Origin of the sequence: Roseibium sp., assembly GCF_965276855.1 — a bacterium.
Taxonomy (GTDB): domain Bacteria; phylum Pseudomonadota; class Alphaproteobacteria; order Rhizobiales; family Stappiaceae; genus Roseibium.
Map to the genome: position 1 here is coordinate 4,925,847 of NZ_OZ255700.1, position 20,168 is coordinate 4,946,014.

Annotated in this window: 21 protein-coding genes; 10 read left to right on the top strand and 11 right to left on the bottom strand. The window is 56.2% G+C overall.

Features of this window, described 5'->3' with window-relative positions:
• The first annotated feature begins 11 nt into the window (after positions 1–11).
• Both ACQY4Z_RS22820 and bmt read left to right on the top strand, forming a co-directional pair.
• Positions 12–2,573: a GcvT family protein gene (locus ACQY4Z_RS22820; RefSeq protein WP_428525115.1), complete on the top strand. Its 2,562-nt coding sequence runs from the start codon at positions 12–14 to the stop codon at positions 2,571–2,573.
• A 193-nt stretch (positions 2,574–2,766) separates the two neighbouring features.
• A complete protein-coding gene (bmt, locus tag ACQY4Z_RS22825) occupies positions 2,767–3,798 on the top strand; it encodes a betaine--homocysteine S-methyltransferase (RefSeq protein ID WP_428525117.1) in 1,032 nt (343 codons plus the stop codon).
• A gap of 32 nt (positions 3,799–3,830) precedes the next feature.
• Here the strand turns inward: bmt and ACQY4Z_RS22830 are convergent, their stop codons facing one another.
• Positions 3,831–4,553: a hypothetical protein gene (locus ACQY4Z_RS22830; protein WP_428525119.1), complete on the bottom strand. Its 723-nt coding sequence runs from the start codon at positions 4,551–4,553 to the stop codon at positions 3,831–3,833.
• Positions 4,554–4,786: 233 nt separating this feature from the next.
• On the opposite strand from ACQY4Z_RS22830, the gene ACQY4Z_RS22835 reads away from it, so the two are divergent.
• Positions 4,787–5,152, top strand: a complete 366-nt coding sequence (locus tag ACQY4Z_RS22835) for a VOC family protein (protein WP_428525121.1) — start codon at positions 4,787–4,789, stop codon at positions 5,150–5,152.
• Positions 5,153–5,203: 51 nt separating this feature from the next.
• On the opposite strand, the gene ACQY4Z_RS22840 is transcribed toward ACQY4Z_RS22835, so the two are convergent.
• The 3 genes from ACQY4Z_RS22840 to ACQY4Z_RS22850 form a co-directional block, all read right to left on the bottom strand.
• Positions 5,204–5,959, bottom strand: coding sequence for a substrate-binding periplasmic protein (locus ACQY4Z_RS22840; protein ID WP_428525123.1), 756 nt, complete (start codon positions 5,957–5,959; stop codon positions 5,204–5,206).
• Positions 5,960–6,039: 80 nt separating this feature from the next.
• Positions 6,040–6,825: a substrate-binding periplasmic protein gene (locus ACQY4Z_RS22845; protein ID WP_428525125.1), complete on the bottom strand. Its 786-nt coding sequence runs from the start codon at positions 6,823–6,825 to the stop codon at positions 6,040–6,042.
• A 227-nt stretch (positions 6,826–7,052) separates the two neighbouring features.
• Positions 7,053–7,529 (bottom strand): hypothetical protein, encoded by a 477-nt coding sequence (locus tag ACQY4Z_RS22850; protein ID WP_306148549.1) that lies wholly within the window; start codon positions 7,527–7,529, stop codon positions 7,053–7,055.
• Between the two features lie 212 nt (positions 7,530–7,741).
• Here ACQY4Z_RS22850 and ACQY4Z_RS22855 point away from each other — a divergent pair, with 212 nt between their 5' ends.
• A complete protein-coding gene (locus tag ACQY4Z_RS22855; RefSeq protein WP_428525127.1) occupies positions 7,742–9,085 on the top strand; it encodes a ferredoxin reductase family protein in 1,344 nt (447 codons plus the stop codon).
• 100 nt (positions 9,086–9,185) lie between these two features.
• Positions 9,186–9,611 carry a PaaI family thioesterase gene (locus ACQY4Z_RS22860; RefSeq protein ID WP_133947078.1) on the top strand — a complete coding sequence of 142 codons (426 nt, stop codon included), beginning with the start codon at positions 9,186–9,188 and terminating at the stop codon, positions 9,609–9,611.
• A gap of 24 nt (positions 9,612–9,635) precedes the next feature.
• On the opposite strand, the gene ACQY4Z_RS22865 is transcribed toward ACQY4Z_RS22860, so the two are convergent.
• Positions 9,636–10,904: a GGDEF domain-containing protein gene (locus ACQY4Z_RS22865; RefSeq protein WP_428525129.1), complete on the bottom strand. Its 1,269-nt coding sequence runs from the start codon at positions 10,902–10,904 to the stop codon at positions 9,636–9,638.
• A 305-nt stretch (positions 10,905–11,209) separates the two neighbouring features.
• Between ACQY4Z_RS22865 and rplM the strand changes: the two genes are divergently transcribed.
• Both rplM and rpsI read left to right on the top strand, forming a co-directional pair.
• Positions 11,210–11,677, top strand: coding sequence for a 50S ribosomal protein L13 (gene rplM / locus ACQY4Z_RS22870; RefSeq protein WP_133947080.1), 468 nt, complete (start codon positions 11,210–11,212; stop codon positions 11,675–11,677).
• Positions 11,678–11,679: 2 nt separating this feature from the next.
• Complete coding sequence (gene rpsI, locus ACQY4Z_RS22875; protein WP_133947081.1) at positions 11,680–12,156, top strand: 30S ribosomal protein S9; 477 nt, start codon at positions 11,680–11,682, stop codon at positions 12,154–12,156.
• A 256-nt stretch (positions 12,157–12,412) separates the two neighbouring features.
• On the opposite strand, the gene ACQY4Z_RS22880 is transcribed toward rpsI, so the two are convergent.
• Entirely contained in the window at positions 12,413–13,267 is an 855-nt protein-coding gene (locus ACQY4Z_RS22880; protein WP_428525132.1) for an SDR family NAD(P)-dependent oxidoreductase, read from the bottom strand.
• 61 nt (positions 13,268–13,328) lie between these two features.
• Positions 13,329–14,213: an SDR family oxidoreductase gene (locus tag ACQY4Z_RS22885; protein WP_428525134.1), complete on the bottom strand. Its 885-nt coding sequence runs from the start codon at positions 14,211–14,213 to the stop codon at positions 13,329–13,331.
• 98 nt (positions 14,214–14,311) lie between these two features.
• On the opposite strand from ACQY4Z_RS22885, the gene ACQY4Z_RS22890 reads away from it, so the two are divergent.
• Positions 14,312–15,259 carry a LysR family transcriptional regulator gene (locus ACQY4Z_RS22890; protein WP_428525136.1) on the top strand — a complete coding sequence of 316 codons (948 nt, stop codon included), beginning with the start codon at positions 14,312–14,314 and terminating at the stop codon, positions 15,257–15,259.
• Here the strand turns inward: ACQY4Z_RS22890 and ACQY4Z_RS22895 are convergent.
• Positions 15,234–16,133, bottom strand: a complete 900-nt coding sequence (locus ACQY4Z_RS22895; protein WP_428525138.1) for a LysR family transcriptional regulator — start codon at positions 16,131–16,133, stop codon at positions 15,234–15,236. The genes ACQY4Z_RS22890 and ACQY4Z_RS22895 overlap by 26 nt on opposite strands.
• Before the next feature lie 87 nt (positions 16,134–16,220).
• On the opposite strand from ACQY4Z_RS22895, the gene ACQY4Z_RS22900 reads away from it, so the two are divergent.
• Together ACQY4Z_RS22900 and ACQY4Z_RS22905 are read left to right on the top strand one after the other, a co-directional pair.
• Positions 16,221–16,865 (top strand): NADPH-dependent F420 reductase, encoded by a 645-nt coding sequence (locus tag ACQY4Z_RS22900; protein ID WP_428525140.1) that lies wholly within the window; start codon positions 16,221–16,223, stop codon positions 16,863–16,865.
• A 22-nt stretch (positions 16,866–16,887) separates the two neighbouring features.
• A complete protein-coding gene (locus ACQY4Z_RS22905) occupies positions 16,888–17,622 on the top strand; it encodes an SDR family oxidoreductase (protein WP_428525142.1) in 735 nt (244 codons plus the stop codon).
• A gap of 55 nt (positions 17,623–17,677) precedes the next feature.
• On the opposite strand, the gene ACQY4Z_RS22910 is transcribed toward ACQY4Z_RS22905, so the two are convergent.
• The 3 genes from ACQY4Z_RS22910 to ACQY4Z_RS22920 form a co-directional block, all read right to left on the bottom strand.
• The gene (locus ACQY4Z_RS22910) at positions 17,678–18,562 is read right to left on the bottom strand and encodes an alpha/beta hydrolase family protein (RefSeq protein ID WP_428525144.1); all 885 of its coding nucleotides are present in this window, start codon (positions 18,560–18,562) and stop codon (positions 17,678–17,680) included.
• A gap of 12 nt (positions 18,563–18,574) precedes the next feature.
• Positions 18,575–19,066, bottom strand: coding sequence for a MarR family winged helix-turn-helix transcriptional regulator (locus ACQY4Z_RS22915; RefSeq protein ID WP_428525146.1), 492 nt, complete (start codon positions 19,064–19,066; stop codon positions 18,575–18,577).
• A gap of 171 nt (positions 19,067–19,237) precedes the next feature.
• Positions 19,238–20,137 carry a LysR family transcriptional regulator gene (locus tag ACQY4Z_RS22920; protein WP_428525148.1) on the bottom strand — a complete coding sequence of 300 codons (900 nt, stop codon included), beginning with the start codon at positions 20,135–20,137 and terminating at the stop codon, positions 19,238–19,240.
• Positions 20,138–20,168 lie beyond the last annotated feature (31 nt).

The window sequence follows — 20,168 nt, forward strand, 5'->3', positions numbered from 1 at the left end:
AGGAATGAAACATGTCAGCTTTTCCTGACAAGGCACAGGTCGTCATCGTTGGTCTCGGCGGCATCGTCGGCGCTTCGGTTGCGCATCACCTGATCGAGCGCGGCTGGACGGACATTGTCGGCATCGACAAGTCTGGCATTCCAACCGACGTCGGCTCCACCGCCCACGCTTCAGACTTCTGCTACACCACCAGCCACGACTTCTTGTCCACATGGACCTCGCTCTATTCCGTCGATTTCTTCGACAAGATGGGCGCCTACGAGCGCGTCGGCGGGCTGGAAATTGCCCGGACCGGCGACGATGCCTGGATGGAGGAAATCAAGCGCAAGGTGACCTCTGGCAAGGCATTTGGCACCAATGTCCGCCTCGTCACACCCTCCGAAATCAAGGAAATGTTTCCGCTGATCGAGGAAGATCAGGTTCAGGGCGGCCTCTACGACCCGGACGCCGGTCTTGTTGTGCCGCGGTCCCAGGCACTGTCGGGCCGGTTGGTCGACATGGGCGTTGAAAGCGGAAAGCTGAAATCCTTCGCCAACACACCGGCGCAGTCCCTTATCGTCGAGGACGGCAAGATCACCGGTGTGAAAACCCACCGCGGCACGATCATGGCCGATCATGTTGTTGTATGTGCCGGTCTTTGGGGCCGCCTGATCGCAAACATGGTGGGTGAGGATCTGCCGGTCATGCCGGTGGACCACCCGTTGACATTCTTCGGTCCGTTCAACGAGTTTGAGGGCACTGGCAAGGACATTGGTTATCCGCTACTCCGCGACCAGGGCAACTCCGCCTATATGCGCGATACGGGCGATCCGAAAACCACCGAAGGCGGCCAGATCGAGTGGGGCTACTACGAGACAACCAATCCGCGCATGTGCCACCCGCGTGATCTTCAGTCCAAGGAAGAGGCGCGCCTGTCACCATCGCAGCGCGACTTGGAGCTGGAGCAGGTCATCGAGCCGCTTGAAAAGGCGATGGAACTGACCCCGATCCTCAGCGAACTCGGCTACAACGAGACTTGGTCGTTTAACGGCCTGTTGCAGGTGTCGGCCGCTGGTGGTCCATCCTGCGGCGAAAGCCAGAAAGTGCGCGGTCTTTGGTACTGCGTTGCCATCTGGGTCAAGGACGGTCCGGGCTATGGCAAGCTGATTGCAGACTGGATGACCGACGGCCGCACTGAGATCGATCACGCAGGTATCGATTATTCCCGGTTCTATCCGCACCAGATGACAGAAAAATTCATCGAAGACCGGTGCTACGAGGCGGCACAGAAGATCTACTTCCCGGCAATCCACCCGCGCGAGCCTTATGCCGGATCACGCAACATCAAGCGCTCGCCGTTCTATGAGCGTGAGGTGGAGCTTGGCGGTTACTTCATGGAGCTCGGCGGCTGGGAGCGGGCGCACGGCTACGCGGCCAACGAGCACCTGTTGGAGAAATACGGCAACAATGTTCCGGTCCGCGAAAACGAGTGGGACAACCGGCACTTCTGGCGGGTTTCCAATGCCGAGCAGCTGGCGCTCTCCGAAGACTGCGGCATCATCAACCTGTCGCACTTCTACATGTTCGATGTGGAAGGTCCGGACCATGTTGCACTGATGGAATGGCTGTGCGCGGCTAAGATCGGCGGCGACAACAACATCGGCAAAGGCATCTACACGCACTTCCTCGATGATGAAGGCAATGTCCGCGCGGACCTCACCATTTTCCGTATGGAAGACCGCTGCCGGATTGTTGATGGCGCCGATGCCGGTCCGCGTGACTACCATTATGTGAAGCGCATTGCGGAAGACAAAGGTTTCGATGTCACGGTGACCGATGTCAGTGAAGAGTACACGACCATCGGCATCTGGGGTCCGAATGCCCGTGAAAATCTAAAGAAAGTCGTGTCCGATCCAGCTGCTCTTGATCCAGAAAACTTCCCGTTTGCCGCGATCCGCAATCTGGAAATCGCCGGCAAAAAGGTGTCCGCGCTTCGCTTGTCTTACGTTGGCGAGCAGGGCTGGGAACTTCACATGAAGTACGAAGACGGCCTGGCTGTCTGGGACGCGCTGCGCGCGGAAGGTATCATGGCCGTTGGTGTTGAGACCTACGCCAACTCTCGGCGCCTGGAAAAATCCCTGCGTCTCCAAAACGCTGACCTTCTAACCCAGTATAACCTCTATGAGGCGGATCTGGCCCGTCCGAAGGTCAAGGAAGCCGATTTCCGGGGTAAGGAAAAGCATCTGGAATACCGGGCGCGCGACAAGCAACCTGCGATGCTCTGCACGCTGGTGATGCAGGAGAACACCGATGCCAGCGGCGTCGAGCGGTTCCCGGTCGGCACGATGCCGGTTCAGGATCCGGTGACAGGCAAAACACTGGTCGATGAGCTCGGCCGGATTTCCTACACCACTTCGGTCGCCTATGGCCCGACTATCGGCAAGAACATTGCACTGGCTTATCTCCCGCAGGAATACTGCGAAGTCGGCCGCAAGCTCCAGGTGGAGTACTTCTCCGAAAGCTACCCGGTGGAAGTTGCCGGTGTCGGCTATGCGCCGCTTTACGATCCAGAGAACGCCAAACCGCGCAGCTAAGGCGCGGTGTATATTGACCGCGGTCCCGGGCTTTAACCGGGGCCATCAGACAACTGGTTAGCTCCCAGCGCAGGGCTGGAACAGCCGACGAACCGGAAAAACAAAACCCCGCGTGGACATCCGCGCGGGGTCTGCTATTGCAGGCCTCAGATTTGCCTTCGGGCTCGAGACGACTCGGAAAGACCAAAAAGACATGTCGAAGTTTGAAGATTTCCTCGCTCAAAAAGGTGCATTGCTGGCGGACGGGGCAACGGGCACCAACTTGTTCGATATGGGGCTGGTGTCCGGCGACGCGCCGGAACTCTGGAACACGGACGAACCGCAAAAGATCAAGGCGCTCTATAAGTCGTTCGTCGATGCAGGGTCCGACATCATTCTGACGAACACCTTCGGCTGCAACCGCCACCGGTTGAAGCTTCACAACGCGCAGGACCGCGTGAAGGAACTGAATATCGCTGCTGTCGACCTTGCGAAGGATGTCATTGCACAGTCTGGCCGGGACGTTCTCATCGGCGGTTCGATCGGTCCAACGGGCGAACTGTTCCAGCCGCTCGGTGCTCTGTCCTACGAAGAGGGCGTTGAGGCCTTTCGGGAACAGATCGAAGGGCTTGTTGAGGGCGGTGTGGATGTGCTCTGGGTCGAGACCATGTCCGCAATCGAGGAAATGAAAGCTGCGGCGGAAGCTGCTCAAGGGTTTGATATGCCCTTGGTCATCACCGCTAGTTTTGATACGGCTGGCAAAACCATGATGGGTCTGTCGCCGAAGGGGCTTGGCGATCTCCAGAGCCAGTTTGCCTGCACGCCGGTTGCCATCGGGTCGAACTGCGGCGTCGGTGCTTCCGATTTGCTGGCGGCCATCATGGAGATCACCGAGGCTTATCCGGACGCGGTTGTCGTTGCCAAGGCCAATTGCGGCATTCCCCAAATCAAGGGGGATGAGGTGGTCTATACAGGTACACCAGAACTGATGGCGGACTACGCCCGCATGGCTTTGGACGCAGGAGCGCGCATTGTCGGTGGATGTTGTGGCACGTCTCCATCCCATTTGAAGGCAATGCGTCTTGCGCTTGACGACTACAAAAAGGGTGTGCGTCCGACGCTCGAACAGGTGATTTCAGAGATTGGACCGCTTGTGTCTCCGCCCAACAAGGAAGCCGATGCAGCACGCGCAGCAGAAGGCGAGGGTGCTGGGTCCGGCCGCCGCCGCGGCCGTCGCCGAGGCTAATTGGAAGACCGGCATCCGCGGACCAAAATCACTTAGGCGTTGAAAGTGAACCGCACGCTTTCGACCAGCCATGCGATCACCGGGACCCGGAGACGGATCTGCAGGTTTCGCAGATCGCGGTCGACACGGGCAAGGTGCTGTGGCGGTATGGCTTGATACCTCCCATCAGCGCGGCCAAGGCCTGGTACGCGGGTCGACAGCCTGTTCACCGCTTTTCCTTCGGCCCAACGGTCAACTGTTGCATTCATCGGGAGAAAACCGGCTTCATCGGTCCATGCTTCGATGAAGGTGATTTGCCCGTAATCGTTGAAGGTGAACTCCTGATAAATACCGACATAGGAATCGATCCACTCATAGTGGAAAGTGACCCGGCACCGGCTGAAAGGTTGGACCTTAAAACTGCGGCAGTCCCGGTTCAGGACGCGCGTCGGATAGAGCACAAGCAACCGGTCCATCGTCATCCAGTGGTCCTTGTGACCGGTCAGGTACAGCCAGGGAGGCCACTCCCACCGGATCACATGGGTGGAATAGTTGGGCTTTGAGGCGCGGGACGCATAGCTGTCTAGTGTGTCGAAGTATTTGTTGCCTTGTTCGGCATAGTATGCGGCCGGAAACTTCGGGCTGAGATTTCTGGAAAACGCGGCATCCGGCGGGCTCAGTGTGGCCAGCGCAGACATTACCAGCATGAAGATGTAAGTGAAGATTGTGTCGCAGCGCACTTGGTCCGCGCGCGGGCCACTGCTGCTTTTGTGCATCTCCTGTTCCTCACAAAATTCCAATTTGAAAGGGTGCATTGACACCTGAGTTTCACGGAAAGATTGTAAGGATATGTAGGCTAAGCGTGTGGGGTCAAATTATACGCGCTTGACGCGATAGATCGTTTTTAAGTGCACGAAGTCGTGTCTGCGGTGATTATCGGTATAAATGACAGCCGTATGATGAGGCGCTAGGTTATAATTACTGGTTGTATTCCGAATGGAGGACTTCAGTGGCGCATTTCCGGTATCTTGTTGAAAATGTCGATGAGGCCGTCTCCTTCTATCGGGATCAACTCGGATTTAACCTGAAACAGCAATTTGGGCCGGCGATGGCGATTCTCAAGCGCGATGATCTTGAGCTCTGGCTGGCGGGGCCAATGGCGTCTGCGTCAAAGCCGATGGCAGATGGAACTGTCCCGCAATCTGGAGGGTGGAACCGCTGCGTCCTTATTGTGGCTGATCTGGAAACGCTTGTGACCGAGCTCGGGCAGAAAGAATTCCCGTTTCTCAACGACATCGTCATCGGGCCCGGCGGAAAACAGATCCTGTGCCGGGATCCATCCGGAAACGTTGTTGAGCTCTTTGAACCGGCATAAAGAAAGGGCCCCACCAAAAGGGGCGGGGCCGCGCAAGGTTGGAGCATTCGGTTACTGGGCGAAATAAGCGTCGATGATGCTTTGATACTCGCCGCTGTCGATCATGCCTTGCAGGACGGTGTCGAGTTCATCCCGCATACCGGCCAGATTGTTGGCTTTTGAAAAAGCAATGTAAGACGGAACAGAAGACAGCTCCGGCTCGAGCTCTGCGACTTTCTCCAGACCGCCCAGGTTTTTCAGGTGATGCATGGCGCCGTACTTGTTCATGATGACGGCATCGATCCGCCCACCCATGAGCTTTTTGATGTTGTTGGAGCTTTCCGGGGCGTAGTCGAGAGACGTCAAAACACCTGATTTGATAGCGTCATCAACCGTGCCGCCGTAGCTCAACCCGTCGACGAGGCCGATCGAGACATCACTTAAACTGTCCATGCTGCCATCAAATGCAACGCTCTTGTCCTTGTTGACCCAAACGGAGACGACCTGCGGCATCAGAACGGTTTTGGAATAGTCGAGGAAGGTTTCCCGTTCGGCGGTCTTATAGGCGGTGAATATGGCATCGGCATCGCCGGTTTCGACCATCTTCAGAGACCGTTTCCAGGGCAACACCTCAATGCTGATGTCCGCGTTCATTTTGGCAAATGCCTCGCGCAGGATGCGCACGACGATGCCGTCGGCATCAGATCCGGCCGCATACTGGTAGGGCGGGTACTCAAGGGTCACAAGTCTGACAGTTTCTGCTTTGACCGCTGTTGCGCAGAACGCCAGTCCCATTGCAATCAGAGTAATGTGTGCGAGTCGCTTCATGTGTGCCTCCATCCTTGGCTTTGACGCCCAACCTGCGGGACAGAAATTGGACGTCTCGAACCGCCACCCGGGCGGAAATGTCAAAACTGTGTTTTTGCCGATTTTTCAGCAAAGTAGTCGTCGATGATCCGCGCATAGTCGCCAGAGGCGATCATGGTCTCCAAGACTTGATCGAACTGGTCTCTCAGCACCGTGTGATTTCGAAGTTTCGAGAAGGCCACATAGGAGGGAACCGAAGAGATTTCGGGCGTCAGTTCTTTGACCCGTTCAAAGCCGTCTTGAAGGTGCAAATGGTGCAGGGCGCCGTAGCGGTTCATGATGACCACAGATGTGCGGCCTGCCAGAAGTTTCTTGATGTTCTGCGCGCTGTCCGGCGCATACTCCAGGTGTTTCAAAGCACCGCTCTTGAGCGCCCGGTCGGCTTTTTCGCCGTAGCTCACTCCAAGAACAAGGCCGATTGAAAGATCCGCAAGGCTTTCCATGGTCCCATCATAGGCAACTTCGGTTTCGCGAAGCGCCCATAAGGAGACTGTTTGTGGGATAAGGACCTTCTTGGAATAGTCGAGGTACTTCAGCCGCTCAGTGGTCTCATATACGGTGAATATGCCGTCGACTTGGCCTTTTTTGGCCATGAGTTGAGCGCGCTTCCATGGAAGGACCGTAATTTCTATGTCCCGTCCCAGCTGTTCAAAAGCGTGGTGCAGCAAGCGGACGACGATGCCGTCTACCTTGTCGCCATCCTGATACTCGTAAGGCGGATATTGAAGCGTTACGAGTTGCAAAGGCGTTGCGGCGGCGGACAGGATTAGGGCCAGCGAGAACGCTGCAGAAAGAACAAACTTCCGGAACACATATCCTGTCGCCATGCTATCGATCCGCAGTCCACGTCATGAGTTGGACAAGCAGTTTCGATAGATTTTGAATTAAATTTGGTTTACGACGCAGTTCGCAGCGCTTTTGAATCACATCACTATTTATGAAAGCTTGAGCTGGTCGCTTAGCACTCCAAGAAAGTCATGTATTTCAGAATGATACGCGGAAATGACTAGATGAAGGTGTTCGCCTTGTCTCTTACGCCCTTTGAAGTCAAAGCTCAGCACTTTTGAGGGGCGGCCTTTTCAAAAGGAACGTCCGTTTCCTTAAGCGATGCTTCGACGATCCCCATTGGCTGAAAGGGTGGTTCTGTCTGCATTCCAAGATTTGCCATGTGAATCGTGTAACAGCCTGAGAAAATGACAGTTGAGCCGTCGGTCTTGGTGGTGTTGAGTGCGACCGGAAGGCCCCAATAGATCTGACCGGCACCCGGATCAGGCTCGGTCGGGCCGAACGTCACTTCAACACTTTTGGTGTCCGCATAACCTTCCGACCAGGACTTGAAATCCTTGGGCGCCATGTCCGTTTGAAAATAGCTGTAAGCTTGAACATAAAGCTGGTTGCTGATCGCATAATAATAGCTTTCAACCAGTTTTTGAGGTGTCGACCGGTCATCCAGATATGTCCAGTCTTCGCCATGCGCCGCACTTGCAAGCATGCTGGCGGTCAAAGCTGCGATAAGGCCATATCGTGTCATGTGCATGCCTCCAGATGAAGTTTGACCAAGCGTTGGGTCACCAGGTGCCTGCCGGGTTTCGATAAACGTTTTATATAAATACCAGAAAATCAGTCCGATAATCTTTTGTTGGCCCACGCCCGGTCTTGCCACCGTCATGGAGCTCTTCTAAGGCAGAGTGCATCTGCCCTCGCGTTTTGCTGAGCCAAAAGCCAAGAAGACGGAATTCCCCAATGCGCCCCCTCGGCCTTGTCCTCATTGCACTTGCGGTCCTGATACCGGTTTATTGGTTTGCGCCGATCGCCTCCGAGCGGGACCCAATTGCCTTGTTCAGCCAATATCTTGGCTCCGCCGCTCTCATCCTGATGGGCATCAATCAATTTGTTGCCACGAGGGCCCCGGGTTTGGAGATCGTTTTTGGTCCGCTTGACCGGATATACGTGCTGCACAAGTGGCTGGGTATCATAGCGCTTGTTGCCATGGGGCTGCATGACATCATTGACGCGGAGATGAACGGGGTGCGCGGCGGGCCGCTCGCCGGAATTGCCGAAGATATCGGTGAGATCAGCCTTTATGGCTTGATGATCCTGATCCTGGCCTCTGTCATCACCTTCATTCCCTATCACCTTTGGAAATGGAGCCACCGCATCATCGGAGTGTTCTTCTTTCTCGGAGCATTTCATTTCTTCTTCATTGCAAAGCCCTTTTCCAACCTCGACCCGCTTGGGCTCTATGTTTCGGCATTCTGCATTTTAGGAATACTTTCCTATATATGGATGTCTGTCGTTCGCCCGATGGCACCGCGCGGTCACAGATATGAAGTGGATCTTGTCCGTCGGGTCGGCGGGTTGACTGAGCTGGTCTTGGTGCCCAAGGGGCGCGGGATGCGGCATAAGCCGGGGCAATTTGCGTTTCTGTCGATCGATGTTGGCGGACTGGGGGAGGAGCACCCCTTTACGCTCAGCGGCGCGCCAACAGACGACCGGGTCTTGCGGTTCTCCATCAAGGATCTTGGTGATTACACCGATCGGCTGCAAAGAATGGTTCAGCCGGGCATGAACGCGATCGTGTCGGGTCCATTTGGGCATTTCTCGATGCCCCGTGGTCGAGATCCTCAGGCGTGGATTGGGGCAGGGGTTGGTATCACCCCGTTTCTAGCCTTTGCGGAGAGTCTCAAGGGCCGGGAGACCGGTCCGGTAAAGCTCTATTATTGCGTCCGGGAGCGGGACGACATTCCTTATGCAGTCGAACTGGAGCGGCTGGCTGAAGAGCTCGATACGCTGGAGCTGATCATCGTGAACTCCGCAGAAGGCATCCGGCTGACTTCGGACCGCATCGTGTCCGACCTCGGAGGCAATACCACAAATGCGCATGTCTTCTTCTGCGGGCCCGTGCCTATGCGCAAGGCGCTGAAATCCGGTCTGGTTCTCAAAGGGCTCAAGGCCTCCAGGTTCCACTTTGAAGAATTTGAGATGCGCACCGGAATTGGTCTCCAGGCGCTTGCCGTGTGGCTTTGGGATCGCGGTATCTATGAAGTGGAAAAACGGGTTTCCAGAAAAACCGAACCTGCTGAATAAGACGGTCTATCCCGCGAACACACTTGCATCAGAACTGCTTTGACGTTTACGTAAGTCAAAGAGATAGAACGATTGCAAGTTGAATGGATTGGGGGAGCCGATGCAGCCGATCATGAACGCTGATGAAATCATGGGGATGCTGGATGAGGTTTTTCCTCAAATCCATGCCGATGGCCGCGTCTATGCGATCGAGAGTGTGGGGCCCGGCGAAGCCGTGCTACGCCTGTCAGCCAACGAGCGGCATTTGCGTCCCGGTGGCACGGTGTCCGGTCCGACCATGATGGCGATGGCTGACTTTGCGGCCTATGTGGTCATTCTGGCGCATATTGGGCCGCAGGCTTTGGCGGTCACCACCAATCTCAACATCAACTTCCTGAGAAAGCCGGAGCCGGGCGATCTGCTGGCAACTTGCCGTCTTTTGAAGCTCGGAAAACGATTGGCCGTGGTCGACTGCGCGATTGCCGGGGAGGGACAAGACGATATGGTTGCCCATGCAACGGCCACCTATTCAATCCCGCCGCGGTAATCGACAAAAATACTCCGGAATGTGTCAGGCGCTTTTCTGAGCGCCTTCATCCTTGAAAAGCCCTTCCAGATCTTCTGAGTATTCAACGACCTGGTTGCGCCCGCCGCGTTTGGCCGCGTAGACCGCCAAGTCCGCGCGGTGCAGGGCGAGATCTTCCGTATCACCATCGCGCGAGAGATAAGCACCAACGCTCAAGCTGGGTGTGTAGCTGTTGCCTTCGTGGGTGCAGGGCGTTTTTGCGCCTTCCATCACGCGCTGCCAGAGCCCCCGGAAGTCCTCTTGCGTGATGTTCCGGCACAGGATCACGAACTCATCCCCGCCATAGCGGCCAACGACATCGTCTTTGAGACGGATACTGGACTTGAGCACATCTGCGATATGCTTCAAAAGAATATCACCACAGGCGTGGCCGTACTTGTCGTTGACCTGTTTGAAATAGTCCACGTCAACAAAAAGAATGCCGGTTCCGGCCGCCCTGTCGGGATCGATGAACAGTGCCTTCAAATGCTGCGTCGTCGAGTTGCGGTTGAAAACCCCGGTCAGCTGATCATACCGCGTCAACTCAAGCATGCGCTTGTCGTTCTGCATCAGTTGTTGGGTCCGGCGCACGAATGCGCCGATCGGGAACAGAAGAACGAGCACGGTTCCGGCGACGAGGTATATGCTGACTTCCTGAAAGGTTTCTTCCAGAGCTTCTTCAAAGGCGCTGGCATCAACATAAAGCTCGATCGTGCCAACCTTTTCGCCGGAAGAGGTGATCGCGGGCACATATGCCTCGATATAGGTCTCAGGAACCCGGGGATCGCCATCCGTCCGCTCGTCATTGTCATCATGATGAACCTCGATGACAGGTTGTCCCGTCTCGAAGGCGAGAACAGCGTTCTCGTTCGGTGCGTCGCCGTAGTTGCTGTCCCGGTCCAGGCTCCCGTTTGACAGGAAGGTCTGCCGGCCTTCTTCGTCAAAGAGCTGAAAGCGGATGATGTTCACCAAGGCAAAGGAGTCTTCCAGGCGGTTGATATCTTCCATATCGCCTTTGCCTGTCTGGATCAGTTCAATTGCAGACGGCGTGGTTTCCAGGAAATTGTGGGACCAATTGAGCGCCCGTTCCTCAGCGTTGCGCTTGATGGCTTCCTGGACCTGCCAGTCAATCAAGGTGTCCAGTGCAATCCACACGATGCCGATCAGGGCCAATGTTCCCGTGGCTGCGGCAAGAAGCGTATAGCGGTGATGTTCATACAAACGCGTGACGTTCATCAGGGTTTCCCAGTCATATCCGGGGGAGATCGTAGCCATCGACCGCTTAAGGGCGCGTAAAATAGCGGAAAATTGAATGCTGCTAATTATAGCGCTTTAAACTTCCCAACGCTGTAGGATGACGACAAACCATCAAAAGACGCAAAAAAGATGCGGTAGTATAATACCGTTTTTTTAAATATATGATTTTATTGTGTTATTTTGAGCATTGCGCGAATAAAGGTTCTTGACGCCCAATTTGGACAGGCGTATAAGCTCGATCCGAACGAATTGAAGGTCCGTTCGCTGTGCTTATTGAAAGCCGCGCGGGCCTTTTCTTTAACCTGAACTCATGGATCGAACTCATGAAGACCTTCTCTGCCAAGCCGGCCGAGGTCGAGAAAAAGTGGATCTTGATCGACGCAGAAGGCATGGTTGTTGGCCGTTTGGCTGCATACATTGCCAATCATCTGCGCGGCAAGCACCTGCCGACCTACACGCCGCACGTCGACACCGGTGACAATGTCATCGTCATCAACGCCGACAAAGTGGTTCTGACCGGCCGCAAGTACGACAACAAGAAGTACTACTGGCACACCGGCCACCCGGGCGGCATCAAAGAGCGTACAGCACGCGGCATTCTCGAAGGCCGTTTTCCGGAGCGGGTTCTGGAAAAAGCTGTTCAGCGCATGATGCCGGGCGGTCCGCTGTCCAACAAGCAGCTGTCCAACCTGAAGGTCTACGCTGGTCCGAACCATCCGCATGAAGCTCAGTCGCCGGAACTGGTCGACGTGAAGAGCCTCAACGCAAAAAATGACGGCAAGAGGGCTTAACAATGGCTGAGCTGCAATCCCTGGAAGAACTGGGCGGCGCGGTCGACACCGCAGCCCCTGAAGCTCCGGTCCATGTCCAGAAGCTGGACGCACAGGGCCGCGCATACGCAACCGGCAAGCGTAAAGACGCGATCGCCCGCGTTTGGGTTAAGCCGGGCACCGGCAAGATCATCGTCAACAAGAAGGACTTCACCGAGTATTTCGCTCGTCCGGTCCTTCAGATGATCCTGAAACAGCCGCTGATGATCACCGAGCGTGACGGTCAGTTCGACATCGTTGCGACCGTTACCGGTGGTGGTCTGTCCGGCCAGGCGGGTGCTGTGCGCCACGGTCTGTCCAAGGCTCTGACCCACTACGAGCCGGAACTGCGTCCGATCTTGAAGAAGAACGGCTTCATCACACGCGACAGCCGTGTTGTTGAACGTAAGAAATTCGGCCGCGCGAAAGCTCGCCGGTCCTTCCAGTTCTCCAAGCGTTAATCTTCTACGTACGGAAAACGATTGTTTTTGTGCGGCGTTCCCATCCCATGGGAACGCCGCATTTTTTTGTGTCGTCTGCAATGGATCTAACCGTTGACGCCCGTTGGAAGTGAGCTTCGAAAACGGATAGGCTCAGAGGGACAACTCCGCCGACCAATGTCATTGCCGAAGGAAACCGGATCGCTTGAAGTTGCCTTCACACAAAGGCTCCAGCCTTTCACACCAGACAAGCGGCTTTCAAGTCATCCCAAATGCCTCAAATGTTACCGGCAATGTGCGCCTCGAAAGCGTCCTTATAATCAGGGTGCCAGCGACTGAGGGCCGGGCGGTTTTCAATGATGTCACCGGTATTCCAGGCAATGCGTTTTTCATCCAGTTCGCGGGGGACATCGTTGTCTGGGCATAGAATATAAAAGTTGCCATCATTGAGGCTATTGATCATGAAGTTGATGGTCTGTTCGGCGGTCCAGGCGCTTGCTGGCTTTGCGTCCGGTCCTTTCCGGTCCAGCCCGGTCATGCCGGTGTAGACGAAACCAGGCACGAGCAGATGGGCTGTGATGGCGCATCCTTCGGTGTTTCGCAACTCGTGCGCAAGCGCTTCGGTGAACACCTTCACACCGGCCTTTGACACATTATACGCTGGATTTCCGGGGGGGGTCGTAATGCCTTGCTTAGATCCGGTGTTGATGATCGCGCCCGGCCGGCCACTTTCGATCATATCTGGCGCAAAGACTTGGACACCGTTCAGCACACCATGAAAATTCACGTTGAGAATGGCCTGCCATTGATCGTGCGCCGACAGGCAAGACGTTGTGCCGCCGATCCCGGCGTTGTTCATCAATATGTTGGCGCTACCAAACCGATCCCAAACCTGCTGTTTCAAGTCCACAACAGCGGCGCGGTCGGATATGTCCGTCGCTGCCGCGATGATGTCCTGGGCACCAGCACCGCGCACGATCGTTTCAGCCTCTGCCAGTTTCACTTCATTCCTGTCCACGATCACAATTCGCATGCCTGTTCGCGCAAAACGGACTGCGGCGGCAAGCCCGATCCCCGATGCTCCGCCGGTGATCACAGCGATGGAATCTTTGTTGAGTGCAGGGTGCGTCATAGTTTGTCTCCGATGCATCGTGAAAGATGTCGGCCGGAAACGTGTCCGGCCGGCATTTGTGTCAGGCTGCCTCAGCAGCGTCCGTGTTCAGTTTCAGCATCCCGTCCATTCCATAGGCTGTAAACAACTGTTCGGTGACCTTTTCAGCCTGCACGTTGTACGGTGCGATCGGGTCGGCCATGCCACTGCGGTCAACTTCCGTCCGGAACGGGCGCGAACCGGGTGCTGTTTCGATGACTTTCAAGACGGCATCCGAGACAATCTGAGGCGTTTGTTCCGGATTGGAGGCGAGGGACTCGCCCATGCCCGCCAGCATTGTCTGCGGCGCACTGGCCATGTCACCGTATCCTGGATCGCGATCGCGGGATGCGGGCTGCAGCAGGTTTCCGAAGAAGGCCGTCGGGAATCCGCCCGGTTCTATAACGGCAACGTCGACGCCGAATTGGCTGAGTTCGACCCGGTAGTTTTCACTGAGCGCCTCAACCGCCCATTTGGTCGCGTTGTACGGTCCAAGAAACGGGATCGTGACCCGGCCGAGCAGGCTGGACACATTCAGTATAAGACCAGACCCGCGCGCTCGCATTGCCGGCACAACAGCACGCACCATCCGTTGAACGCCGAAAACGTTCACATCGAAAACCTTTTGCAAGTCATCGGCCGAGAAGTTTTCCTGCAGGCCAACAACCCCAACGCCGGCGTTGTTGACGAGCACATCAATTTCTCCCAAGACGCCGCGCGCAGCGGCCACGCCCTTTTCGACAGATGCATCATCAGTCACGTCAAGATCGATGACCTCGATGCCTTTCGCCCGCAATCTCTCTGCTGCCTCCACGTTCCGCCCTTGCGGATCACGGACAGTACCGGCCACGCGATGCCCGGCAGATGCCAGGTCACTGACGATCAGTTCGCCAAAACCGCTGCTGGCTCCGGTCACAAGAATATTCATCTCTTCATCTCCTTCTGTGCGCTTTCCTCGGTGGTGCGCTTCCGAAAACGAAGGTAGGAATATTCAATCTGAAGCAACAGAGATATCTTGAGGAACGTATGGTTCAAAATATTAGAACAATTGGGCTTCCTGCCTTGCTCAGTTTTCACACAGTTGCGCGTCTTGGTGGTGTGACGGCGGCCGCGGCGCATTTGGGAATGGTCAAATCCGGAGTCAGCCGCCATGTGGCACAGCTTGAAGATCATTTCGGTGTGCGACTTTTTGAACGCGGCGCCCGGACCTTGAAGCTCACCCCGATTGGCGAAACGCTTAACCAACGAATCCGATCCATCCTGGCCGAAGTCGATTTACTGGAGGACATTGCGCGCGAAGAAAGCAGCGGCGTGGTCGGTGCAGTGACCGTTGTGACGACCCCGGAATTCGCCGGATTTGTGATGTCGGCACTTCTCCCGGCCGCATTGGACCGTCATCCAGGGCTCTCGTTTGTCGTGCGTCCGGCCTACGACTTCGAAGATATGCAGGACCCTGGCGTTGATCTTGCCTTTCGGATCGGTTCTGTCGTGGATGACCGGTTGGTGGCTATCAATCTCGGCGATGTCCAACTTTACCTTGTTGCGTCACCAAACATTGCCGAACAATACCCGGTGAAACACCCGGAAGATATGCAAAACACTCCGTGCCTGGTCTTTCATGGAAGCCAGCCTGACGGCAGTTGGACATTCGTCAGAGATGGGGAACAGATGCAGGTTGAGATCACGGGAAAGGTCGCCGTGCGCAGTTTCAAGGTGCTTCTGGACCTGGCGATTGCGGGGCATGGCTATGCATTCCTGCCACATTTCATGCTGAAGGAAGCGCTTGAAAGCGGCAAACTGGTAACGTGTCTTTCCGGCTATAGGTCACGGCCGTATCCGGTGTATCTGACGTTCCGCCCTGGGGCTCGCCGTGTGGCGCGGATAGACGCTGCATTGTCGCTTGCCGAAGAAACAATCCAAAAGATGCTCCGTGGTTCACTCCAGGCAATCATAGGTGCCCAGCAAGGCGCCTGACTTCCTGGCGGAACCATTTGTGGGCGGGGTCGTTTTGGCGGCGGGGGTGCCACATCAGATCGACGTCAAAGACGGGGGATGGGAAGGGCGATGGACTGCAAGCCACATTGCTTTCGTACAGTTTGGCGAGACGACTCGGCATCATGCAAAGCGCATCCGAGCTGGACACAAGTGCCGGAGCCAGCAGAAAACTCGGCAACGAGATCGTAACGCGGCGCTTGTGACCGGTCTCTTTGAGAACACGGTCTGTGGCTCCAATGAACCCACCGCCCTCCGGTGACACCAGGATATGCGGGAAAGCGCAAAATCCCTCAAGTGTCATTGGCTGTCCCACAAGAGGATGGGTCTTGGACATGATCACCTGAAAATCTTCTGTGAGCGCTAATTGTCTTTTTGCCTCCGGCAAAGACATGCCCGTTGCAAGCGCAAGGTCTGCTGTTTCGGCTTCCAGCGATGACCACAGTGTTTTCGGATCGAAGGCCAAAAATGCCGCCCGCGCACCTGGGGCTTCCGCCGCCAGCATCTTTTGAACGGGCGCGGCCAAAACGGCATGGACATAGTCGGTCCCGATCAGTCGAAACGTTGTTTCGCTCGATGCCGGGTCGAAAACCGTGTGATCGCGCACCAAGGCGTTCAGGCCCTGAAGATGGACGCGCAGGTCATTTTGCAATGCGCGGGCGCGCGTGGTCGCAACCAGGCGCCGGCCAGACGGCACGAGAAGTGGATCGTTGAAAAGGTCGCGGAGCCGCTTGAGCTGCGCCGACATGGCAGGCTGCGTGATGCCGATCTGGTTCGCGGCCAGTGAGACATTCTCATGGTCCAGCAGGGCATGAAGGGCGAGGAGAAGTCCAAGCTCAGTCTGTTTTATATCCACTCAGATTATACCTAATATCCAATTTCACGATTTTATCTATGACAGTCTTCGCACCATGTTCAAGCCATCAAACAACAGGAGATGGTTATGAACATCGGATTTATTGGTGCCGGCGGAATGGCAAAAGCCTTGGCGGGCAAGTGGGCCGCCAAACACGAGGTGATGCTGTCCGGCCGGGATCTGGACAAGACCAAGGCCACGGCGGCCTCACTTGGTGTTCGCGCTGGAACCGCTCAGGACGCGGCCCATTTTGGAGACGTGATTGTTTTGGCAACACGTTGGGAAGATGTATTTTCCGCCATAGAAAGCGCCGGTGGACCGGCCGCTTTTGAGGGCAAGACGGTTATTGATATCAACAACCCGGTCAGCATCGAGACCTTCCTGACGACCCGTGAGGATGGCCGGTCGTTGACCCAGGCGATCGCGGACGCATTGCCGGGTGCTAATGTCGCCAAGGCCTTCAACATGGCGCAAGTCGCCGTTTGGGAAGACCCGAACATGATCTATGACGGCCGTCAGCTGGTGACGCTCTATACGTCCGATGAGGAGATTGATGAGGCCGTTGCCGGGTTGATTGCCGATGTTGGCTCCGAACCGCTGCGGCTTGGCAGCAACGCGCATGCGTATCAGCTGGAAGCAGCGGCTGCCATTGTTATCAAATTCCTTTTTGCGGGCAGGGAGCCGCGTACGGTCTTCAATTTCATTCAGCCCGAAGTGAAAGCCATTCGGTAACTCCGCAAAAGGAAAGCGCGTAATGTCCAGTTTTAAAGGAAAAAGAGTAGCGGTTGTCGGTGGCGGCTCGGGGATCGGTCGGGCTGTTGCCGAAAGTGCGCTGACGCAGGGCGCTGACCTCATCATTTCCAGCCGGGATGCTGCGAAACTCGAAAGCGTTGCGGAGAGCCGAACGGGTATGACCGTGCTGACGTTGGATATGACGGATGCGACATCCAGAGCCGCATGGGCGGATAGGCTTGGTCCGATTGATCATCTGGTGATTTCCGCGTCGAGTGCGGCCCACGGAGCGTTCTCCGATTTGCAAGAGGACCCACTCAGGGCCATGTTCGATGCAAAATTCTTCGGACCCTATATGACGGCCAAGGCAGCGCTGCCACATCTTCGTGACGGCGGGTCGATCACGTTCTTCAGTGGTGTCTTGTCCCGGAGGCCCGGAATGAACTGCTCCGGTCTGGGCGCGGTCAACGGAGCCGTGGAGAGCCTCACCTATGGACTGGCGCTGGAACTCGGTCCCCGGTTGCGGGTGAATTGCGTGTCTCCGGGCATGATCCGCTCTGATGCCTATGCGGCTGTGCCGGAGGCCGCAAGAGAGGAAATGTATGCAGCGACGGGCGAGTCCCTCCCGGTGCGCCGCGTCGGGACAGTCGATGAAGCTGCGAACGCTGCACTGTTCTTGATGGCAAACACCTTCACAACCGGTCATGTTCTGGACGTCGATGGCGGACACATGATCCGTCAATACGCCACGCGGTAAGGCCGAAGCCGGCAATCAAGTACCCATGATTGCCGGACGGTTGCTGGTGATCTGTCTAAATAGCAGCGCCACGTGTTTCTGTGCCATTCGCCAGCCACTCAAACACATCCGCCCAAAGTGGCGCGCACTCCGGTTTGAAGGCGCCTTCGTGACCGATCCGCTTGACGTTGAGGTCTTTCGGGGAGGTGAAGGTCAGGCACTTGGGCGCATTCGGGTATGCGTCCAGCAGGACTTCATGGGCCTTGGGTGTTGCAATCGGGTCGTCTGTAAACAGCCAGCTGCGGATGGGCGAGCGGACCTGATCATAGTGCTGCGGCGCCAGCGTGGTCTTAAAGTCCCTTTGAAAGTAGGTCGGGCTGTGGCTCCACCTGCGCCAGGTCTTGAAAACTTCCGGTGGCAGGGCTTCTCCGCGCCACCCGCCGATCGGTTTCAACTGACCATGGCGCATCAAGGAATAACTGCCGAGACCCCACCAGAAATAGGCCTCCATCGGACGGTAACGGGCCGCGTGATGGCCGATATATCCCGTGCTGACCGCAAGAAAGGCATTGCGCGCGATCTTGTCGTGGTTCGGCATCAGGCCAAGAAAATGGCCGCCGACACTGTGCGCAAGATGCGTGATTGGCAGGTCCGGGGCGTGCGCTTCCAGTGCATCGATTGCGGCCGGCATATCAAGACGGCCCCAGTCCGGCAGATCAATCGCGGAGCGGGCGATCGAGGCTGTCTTGGACCCGCCGATCCCTCGGTAATCATAGGTCAGCACAACTGCGCCTTGGCCGGCCATGTAAGCTGCCATATGCCTATAGAACCGCCTCGGAAATCCGGTTCCTGACGAGATCAGTATGGCGACCTTCGGTGACGGGCCCACGTAGAGATCCCCAGTCAACTGCCAGCCGTCCTCTGCCTGAAAGATCAGGGATTGGGATTGAACGGTGCTCATGGTTCAGCTCCTTCAGGACGGGGATTGGCCTTTGTCCGTGTCTGGCCCATCGGATTGACCGGTACCTCGTCCGTTGATGATGGTGTCTGCGTTGGTGGCAAGATGGTGGAGGAACCGGCCGATGACGTCCTGCTCGTCTTCCGTGAACGGTGCGAGAAGGGCAGCGTTGTAGTGCCGCGTGTGAAGGTTTGCTTCTTGAGCGGCCGTTCGGCCGGCCTCTTCCAGGTAAACCCGCGTCACGCGTCCATCGGCCGGGCAGGGCTTGCGTTTGACCAAGCGTTTCTCGCACATCCGGTCAATCAGTCCGGTGAGACTGGACTTCCCCATGGAAAGACGGTTTGCGATTTCGGAAACGGGTCGGCCGTCCTTTTCGTTGAGCAGAAAGAGGACAGCGATCTGTGTGATCGTAAGTCCCGTGTTTTGCCGGGCCCGGTGATCCGCCGCGCGGAATACGGCCGAATAAGCGACTTGCAGAAGATAGAAAACACGCAGCTTCTTGGACATGTATTTGGTTCGTATGTGGACTAATTTAGTTTATATACGAACTAATGTCACGGCTGGCAATAAGCTTTTTACGTAAACGGAAGATGGTGTCGCCGATAAAGGCGTGGGCGCAAAGGCGCAGGGAAGGGCCGCGCCGCAGGACACTATTGATGTTTTCCAGACTTTGACGGGCTAGCAAAGCGCCAAAGGGTGCTGCGTAAGGAGGAAGTCAGCGACCTGTTTTGCTGGAGATCCGCCCTGCAACGGCTTCATCGAGCGCATGGAAAGGCGCGTCGGCAATTCAGCATGGATGAGAAAGGGAGCAACCAGTGTTCCTCTTTTCACTTCATCGGAGACGAGTGCATCGTGTCCGATCAAAACGCCTGCGCCATTCTTGCATTCTTCAAGAGCGAGCGAAAAGAGAGAATACTCCGGTCCGGACTTCAGAAGCGGGCGGCCGGGAAGGGCGGTGGCGAGCCAGATCTGCCAGTCCATTTTCCAGGTGGCGTCATATAGGAATGTCTGACCTGACAGATCTTCAACAGTGCGAAGCGCTTGGGCAACGGCTGGAGAACAGACCGGATATATTACATCTCGCGCGATAAGAATTTCGTCGGGTGTTTCTTCATCTGACCGATAAAAGATCGCCAAATCAAATGGTTCGCGAGACAAATTAGGTGGGGTTTCCATCGCCGTGATGGACACTGACATTTCGGGCATGGCCGCCCGCAAGGCCGGAAGGCGCGGCGACACCCAAAGCTGGGCAATGCTCGGCGTTGCCGCTATCCGGATATCCTGCGGATTGGCTGTCGTTCTGAGCGTCTGGACCGTTTCTGCCAGGGCATCAAAGGCGGCAATGAAGCCGGGAAGGACTTGCGCGCCAAGTGGCGTCAGTTGAACACCTTGGGCATTGCGCCTGAAAAGTTTTTCTCCCGTCCAAGCCTCGAGGCTCTTGATCTGCTGGGCGACGGCTGCCGGGGTAACGCATAGCTCGTCGGCGGCAGCTGAAAAACTGTTGAGGCGTGCCGCTGCTTCGAAGGCTTTCAAAGCATTGAGCGGCGGCATCTTCGGTCGTGGAGGGGCAACGGCCATAACAGATCCAATTAGGCATAGAATATCTAGG